Origin of the sequence: Actinomadura geliboluensis, assembly GCF_005889745.1 — a bacterium.
Taxonomy (GTDB): Bacteria; Actinomycetota; Actinomycetes; order Streptosporangiales; family Streptosporangiaceae; genus Spirillospora; species Spirillospora geliboluensis.
This window is the reverse complement of the sequence record NZ_VCKZ01000511.1, coordinates 1-5,920: the sequence shown is the minus strand read 5'-3', so window position 1 is coordinate 5,920 and position 5,920 is coordinate 1. Positions and strand designations below refer to the sequence as shown.

Sequence of the window (5,920 nt, the reverse complement as noted above, 5' to 3'; positions counted from 1 at the left end):
GGTCTTGAGCTTGATCTTGACCTTGGGGTTCGTGGCGTTGTACTGCTCGATGGCCAGCTGCGCGCCCTGCTTGGGCGGGATCACCAGGCCCGAGTTCTCACCGGTCAGGTCGCCGCGTCGCGCGCGTCGCCCGGCGGGACGTCGGCCGGGGGCGCGTCGGCGCCGCTCACGGGGCCGTGCAGCGGCCCGTCCATCTGCGGGGCGAAGAGCTCGGGGTGGGTGAGGGCGTGGTGGACGTCGGAGTAGCGCAGCACGGCCCAGGCGCCGGGCTGCCCGGCGGAGCGCTCGTCCAGCCAGACCACCGGCGTCCGCGCCCTGAGCCGTTCGAGCCGGTCGTGCGGGATCCCGCCGGCGTAGGCGTCCGCGCGGCCGAGGGCCCCGGCGGGGATCGGCGGCGCGCCGCGCGGTTGCGGCATGGGTACCTCCTCTCCGAGGCAGACGCTAACGCGTCGCGGCCGAACCCTGAAGGGCCGGATTCGGCCGTCCCCATGCGCGGGGGCTGCATGGCGCGGCGGGGGCGCGCGGGTCAGCCCGCGAGCCACTCCCCGGTCTCCACGCTGACCAGCCCGTGCCGGGCCGCCTCGATCACCGCCTCCCGCTGCGAGTGGACGCCCAGCTTGGACAGCACGCTCTGCACGTGGCTGCGCGCCGTGCTGCGCGTGACCCCCATGGCCTTGGCCAGCGCCTGCGTGGACTCGCCGCGGGCCAGCCGGGTGAGCACCTCCCGCTCGCGCGGGGTGAGGAACCGCGCGACCTTCTGCGCGCGGGTGTTCGGGCGTGTGCCGCCGCGCAGCGCCGCCTGGTCGATCACGACCTCGCCGTCCGCGACGCGGCGCAGCACGGCGAGGATGTCGCCGGCCTGCTGGCCCTTGTGCGCGAACCCCCGCACGCCCGCCGCGACGCCCGCCTCCAGCACCGGCTGCTCCAGGAACCCGGTCAGCACGACGAACTTGGTGTGCGGGGACGCGGCGCGCAGCCGCGGCATCCAGTCGAGCGCGGTGCCGGACGGGAACCGCAGGTCGATCAGGCAGACATCCGGCTGCCGGGAGCGGAGCACCGGCAGCGCGTCGGCGGGGGAGTAGGCGACCCCGACGACGCTGTGCCCGGCGTCGGCCAGCACCAGCGACAGCGACTCGGCGAAGACCGCGTGGTCGTCGCAGATGACCATCCTCATGGGTGCGGCCGCCAGTCGTCGAGGAAGGCGTCGGCGCCGATGCCGCGGGGCGCGGCGGACTCCGGGGGCGGAGCGGCCGGCAGCAGCATCCGGACCCGCGCCCCGCCCATCTCGCAGGTGCGGATCTCCAGGCTGCCGCCGTAGCCGGAGATGAGGTCGTGCACGATGCCGAGCCCGAGCGAGGCCAGGCCGGGCCGGGCCCGCCCGCGCCCCGGGCGGCCGGGTTCGCCGGGGCGCCCGCCGGCGCCGAAGCCGGGGCCGTCGTCGTCGACCTGGATGACGACCCACCCCTGGTCGGCCTCGACGCGCACGTCGACGCGGCCCGCCGCGACGCGGCACGCGTTGTCGAGGACGTTGCGGACCGCGCGCCACAGGGCGACCGGGTCCATGTGGGCCCAGGACTCGCCGCCGGTGAAGCACACCTCGTGCCGCGTCGCGAGCCGCATCCCGGTGACGACCTCGGCGGTCAGCTCGTCGACCCGGAGCCGCTCGGGGCCGGGCAGCGGGCGGCCGTCCGGGCCGTCCCCGTCGCCGGTGTCGTCCTCGTCGAGCCGGCGCAGCAGGTGGTCGAGCCAGCGGGTCTCGCCGAGCAGCTGCTCGATGCGGGCCCGGCTGGTGTCGCCGACGTCCTCCGCGACGACGACGGCCGAGGCCAGCATGATGATGGTGCCCAGCTCGTGCCGGATGTCGTGGCGGAGCCGGCGCCGCCACAGCACCTGCTCGCCCCGCCCGGCGGGGTGGCCGCCGTCCGGCGCGCCCGCGAGCGTCCCCGTCCCCGCGCCCGCGTGCGCGCCCGCGCCCGCGGGCCCCGCGGGCACCGCGGAGGCGTCCGCCGGGGAGGACCGCGCCCGTCCGTTGTTCATGAAAGTCCCCCGTCCGCTATTCCAGCACCCCATAGACGGTCACCCGGCCTCCCGGCGCATGTCCAGTGAATTGGCCGCAACAGACCGGTGCCTGTCCAGAAGTGGACATGTGCCTCACCAGGGCAAACTCGATGCTTTGTCGGAACGTCTCAGTCAGGTTTGTCAGTTCGTCCCGCGGCTTTTCTTTCATACCGGTGGCGTAGCCGCTTTGCGCATTCCGGTGGGTGCGCCGGCGGGCCCGCGGCGGGACAGTCGCCTCATGCCGACGGTCACATTTCTCGGACATGCGGGGGTGGCGGTGGACGCGCAGGCGTTCCACCTGCTCGCGGACCCGTGGCTCGCCCCGACCGGGGCCTTTCTCGGAGCCTGGCACCAGTATCCGAGAAACGATCACCTGAATCCGGACGCGGTGCTCGACGCCGACTGGGTCGCCGTCTCGCACGAGCATCTAGATCATTTCGACCCCTGGGTCATCGACCGCCTTCCGGTGCGAACCCGGATCCTCATTCCGCGTTATCCCGGACCCGCCTTCCGGGAACGCATGGCCGCCGCCGCGGGTGGCCGCCAGGTAATCGAGATCGAACCCTGGGGGAAATACCCGCTTGACAATCGCGGGTCCTGGATCACGGTGATTCCGGAACTGTCTCCTATGTGCCACGATGCCGCCTTTCTCATCGTGGCGGACGGGCGCGGGATCCTGCACTGCAATGACGCCCGGCTCACCGCCGCCCAGGCCCGCCGCGCCAAGCACCTCGCCGGCGACCGGCTCGACCTGATGGCGCTGCAGACGTCCGGGGCGTCCTGGCACCCCATCTGCTACGAGTACCCGGCCGCGGAGATGGCCGAGCTCTCCCTGTCCAAGCGGATCTCCAAGCTGCGCGCGGTGCAGCGCCTCGTCCGGCAGACCGAGCCGGAGCTGGCCGTCCCGTTCGCGGGCCCGCCGTGCTTCCTGGACGCCGAGGTCGAGCACCTCAACTGGGTGCTCGGCCAGGAGGACGGCGCGTTCTGCGACCCGGAGGTCTCGACGGCGTGGCTGCGCGAGCACCTGCCGCGGCAGCGCTGGGACCACTTCCTGCCCGGCGACGCGATCGACCTGGACACCGGCGAGATCACCCGCGACCCGGTCTCGGCGGAGTTCTCCTTCGCCGACGCCGACCGGGGCGACTACCTCAAGCGGTACGCCGCCGACCGCGCGCCCGCCCTCGCCGCGGTGCTCGCCGCGTACCCCGAGCCGGGCCCCGACCTGTTCGACCGCTTCGCCGCCCACTTCACCTACCTGGGCGGCCTCAGCGACTACTTCCGCCGCCGCATCGCGATGACCGTCCGCTTCGAGATCACCGGGCCGAACGGCGGGGCCTGGGACGTCGACTTCGGCGAGGACGGCGTCACCGTGGCGGTCGCGGGCCCGGACGTCCGCCCGCACTACCGGATCACCACCGCGGGACGCTGGCTGGACGCCGTCCTCACCGGCCGGATGGCCTGGGAGGACCTGCTCATCTCGTTCCGGCTCAGCCTCTACCGCGACCCGGACGTCTACAACGACCACCTGGTCGGGCTGCTCAAGCACGCCAACGCGCCCGCGCTGCAGGCCGTCGAGGCGTACGAGACGGGGCGGGACGAGTCCGAGCGCATCGCCGTCGACTGCGACGGCGCCCGCTACGACATCCCGCGCTACTGCCCGCACGCCGGCGAGGACCTGTCCGTCGGCGCCGTCGTCCGCGACGGCCGGATCCACTGCCTGGCCCACAACTTCGCCTTCGACCTCGCCACCGGCGAGTGCCTCAACGCCCGAGCCGCCAACCTCACCAGCCGCAAACTCCCGTAGACCCCGCCCCTGAGGGCCGGGCGCCTCCCGCGCCGCCCGGCCCGCAGTGCTGCACGGGCGGGCCGTAACAAGGGCATTACGTCTTGTGTGCGGGGAAGTGTTCCGGGCCACGGCGTAGATCATCGTGTGTTACGTTTGACCTGCGTTTCTGGGGGTTTTGAAGGGGTGCGGGACTTGAACCGCAAGAAGCTCGGCCTGCTGGCCGTCGCGTTCGTTCTGCTCGTCGGTGCAATGGAGATGGCGGCCCTGAAGCTCGGGTCGCTCGACTTCCCGGTGCCGTCCGGCGCACAGCATCCGGCCGTCGCCGACGATCCCGGCTAGGCCGGTCAGCTCCCGAGGTTGCGGGCCCGCATGATGCTCTGCAGGTCGGGGTGCTTCCCGCCGGTCGCGTCGGCGAGCGTCGGGCAGGCCCACTCGTCCTGGCGGCCCCAGGAGTAGGAGATCTCCAGCGGCGGGCGCGGCGCGAGCCGGTCCCAGCGGGCGAGGATCTCGCGGAACTGGGTCCGCGTCGGCAGCCAGTACTGCTTGTCGCCCTTGGTGCAGCCCTGCCCGAACGTCTGCAGGACGGGCGCGACCCGGGCGCGCGGGATGCCGGCGGCGTCCGCCAGGCGGACCATCCGGTCGATGGCCCCGATGTCGCAGCGCTCGCGCGTCTTGGCCGACCCCTTGCACGGGTACGGGTCGAGCCCGATCAGGTCGACGCCGACGCGCTTCGGCGCGAGCGGCTTCATCGGCCAGTCGGTCAGTGAGATGAACGAGACCTGGCCGGGCGCGTGGCGCTCGATGTACTGGGCGCGGCGGCGGATCTCACCGGCGACCTCGGGGCAGTCGCCGGGGTTCGGCTCGTCCGAGAGGTACCAGCCGTAGACCTTCGGGTCGCGCGCGAACCGCTGCACGGCCCGCTGGAACGCGTCCCAGCCGAGCTCGAAGTCGCCGCAGGTGAAGTTGCCGACCCACAGCAGCGCCTGCATCCCGGCGGGGACGCCGGCGACGAGGGCCGGGTCGGCCTTCACGTCCACCAGGTCGTAGCCGAGCGCCTTCAGCCGCGGGTAGTCGGCGGGCTGGGTGTTCAGCGCGATCCGCCGCGTCGGCGGGGGATGCGCGGCGGGCGTGCCGGGCGAGGCGAGCGGCCCCCGGTAGGGCTGGTAGCCGGCCTTCCGGTGCCCGACGTAGAAGAGGAACCCGGCGACCAGGACGACCGTGGTCACGATGGCCCAGATCCGGACCCGGACGTCCCGGATGTCCATGCTTCCTCCCCGATGGCGGCCGGCCGGGCGGGGCGGCCGGGCGGCTGGTCAGGCGGCGGAGCCGGGCTCCTCCGCGGGACGGACGGGCTGCTCGGCCCCGGCCGCGTCCCGCCGGAGCGGCGGCAGCGGCGGCAGCGGGATGCCGAGGATGTGCTTGACGGTGTCCCACAGCGCGCCGAACGTGGCGCGCATCGACGGGTCGCGCAGGTAGACGGCGTCCACCGCGACCCGCGCGGGCACGATCCGCTCGATGTAGTTGGCGAGGTCGACCTCCTCGTCCGGTCCGAGGACGTCGAAGTCGCGCAGCCGCACCTCCGACACCCCGGTCAGCCCCGGCCGGTGATCGAACACCCAGCGGCAGTCGGCGGCGTAGTGGACGGCGAGGTCGTAGGTCTCCGGGCGCGGCCCGACCAGCGTCATCTGGCCGCGCAGCACGTTCACCAGCTGCGGCAGCTCGTCCAGCGACCACTGCCGCAGCAGCTTGCCGACCTTGGTGAGGCGCGGGTCGCAGTTGGCGGTGACGGTGAGGCCGCCGACGCCCTGCCGCATGGTCCGGAACTTGTACATCGTGAACGGCCGCCCGCCCTGCCCGACCCGCGTCTGCCGGAACACGCCGGGACCGGGGCTGGACAGCCGCACCAGCACGTAGATCAGCAGCAGCGGGACGCTGAGGAGCAGCAGCCCGGTGAGCGCGCCGGCGACGTCCAGCACGCGCCGCGGCCTGGACGGCGGGACCCCGCCGGACGGTTCGAGCGGACGGCTCGCGAGCTCGGACATGATCACCCCTTGTGCTCGGTGACGGGGGGTCGGG

At 73.5% G+C, this 5,920-nt stretch carries 7 protein-coding genes; 2 read left to right on the top strand and 5 right to left on the bottom strand.

Translation table 11 applies throughout. From position 1 onward, the window contains the following. Window positions 1-104: 104 nt before the first annotated feature. From ETD96_RS39925 to ETD96_RS39915, 3 genes are all read right to left on the bottom strand, one after another. The gene (locus tag ETD96_RS39925; protein ID WP_138641679.1) at window positions 105-416 is read right to left on the bottom strand and encodes a hypothetical protein; all 312 of its coding nucleotides are present in this window, start codon (window positions 414-416) and stop codon (window positions 105-107) included. A gap of 110 nt (window positions 417-526) precedes the next feature. Next, the gene (locus tag ETD96_RS39920; protein WP_138641678.1) at window positions 527-1,174 is read right to left on the bottom strand and encodes a response regulator; all 648 of its coding nucleotides are present in this window, start codon (window positions 1,172-1,174) and stop codon (window positions 527-529) included. Then, window positions 1,171-2,037 carry a sensor histidine kinase gene (locus ETD96_RS39915; RefSeq protein ID WP_138641677.1) on the bottom strand — a complete coding sequence of 289 codons (867 nt, stop codon included), beginning with the start codon at window positions 2,035-2,037 and terminating at the stop codon, window positions 1,171-1,173. Before ETD96_RS39915 ends, ETD96_RS39920 begins: the two co-directional genes overlap by 4 nt. 259 nt (window positions 2,038-2,296) lie before the next feature. Between ETD96_RS39915 and ETD96_RS39910 the strand changes: the two genes are divergently transcribed. Continuing rightward, entirely contained in the window at window positions 2,297-3,862 is a 1,566-nt protein-coding gene (locus ETD96_RS39910) for a Rieske 2Fe-2S domain-containing protein (RefSeq protein WP_138641676.1), read from the top strand. A 174-nt stretch (window positions 3,863-4,036) separates the two neighbouring features. After that, window positions 4,037-4,183 carry a hypothetical protein gene (locus ETD96_RS45440; RefSeq protein WP_171069469.1) on the top strand — a complete coding sequence of 49 codons (147 nt, stop codon included), beginning with the start codon at window positions 4,037-4,039 and terminating at the stop codon, window positions 4,181-4,183. A gap of 5 nt (window positions 4,184-4,188) precedes the next feature. Here ETD96_RS45440 and ETD96_RS39905 read toward each other — a convergent pair whose 3' ends face one another. Both ETD96_RS39905 and ETD96_RS39900 read right to left on the bottom strand, forming a co-directional pair. Next, entirely contained in the window at window positions 4,189-5,109 is a 921-nt protein-coding gene (locus ETD96_RS39905) for a hypothetical protein (RefSeq protein ID WP_138641675.1), read from the bottom strand. Window positions 5,110-5,157: 48 nt separating this feature from the next. Next, window positions 5,158-5,886 carry a sugar transferase gene (locus ETD96_RS39900; protein ID WP_138641674.1) on the bottom strand — a complete coding sequence of 243 codons (729 nt, stop codon included), beginning with the start codon at window positions 5,884-5,886 and terminating at the stop codon, window positions 5,158-5,160. Window positions 5,887-5,920: the final 34 nt, after the last annotated feature.

Coding starts and splice junctions, on each gene's coding strand:
- ETD96_RS39925 (WP_138641679.1), bottom strand. CDS start 416: ATGCCGCAACCGCGCGGCGCGCCGCCGATCCCCGCCGGGGCCCTCGGC.
- ETD96_RS39920 (WP_138641678.1), bottom strand. CDS start 1,174: ATGAGGATGGTCATCTGCGACGACCACGCGGTCTTCGCCGAGTCGCTG.
- ETD96_RS39915 (WP_138641677.1), bottom strand. CDS start 2,037: ATGAACAACGGACGGGCGCGGTCCTCCCCGGCGGACGCCTCCGCGGTG.
- ETD96_RS39910 (WP_138641676.1), top strand. CDS start 2,297: ATGCCGACGGTCACATTTCTCGGACATGCGGGGGTGGCGGTGGACGCG.
- ETD96_RS39905 (WP_138641675.1), bottom strand. CDS start 5,109: ATGGACATCCGGGACGTCCGGGTCCGGATCTGGGCCATCGTGACCACG.
- ETD96_RS39900 (WP_138641674.1), bottom strand. CDS start 5,886: ATGTCCGAGCTCGCGAGCCGTCCGCTCGAACCGTCCGGCGGGGTCCCG.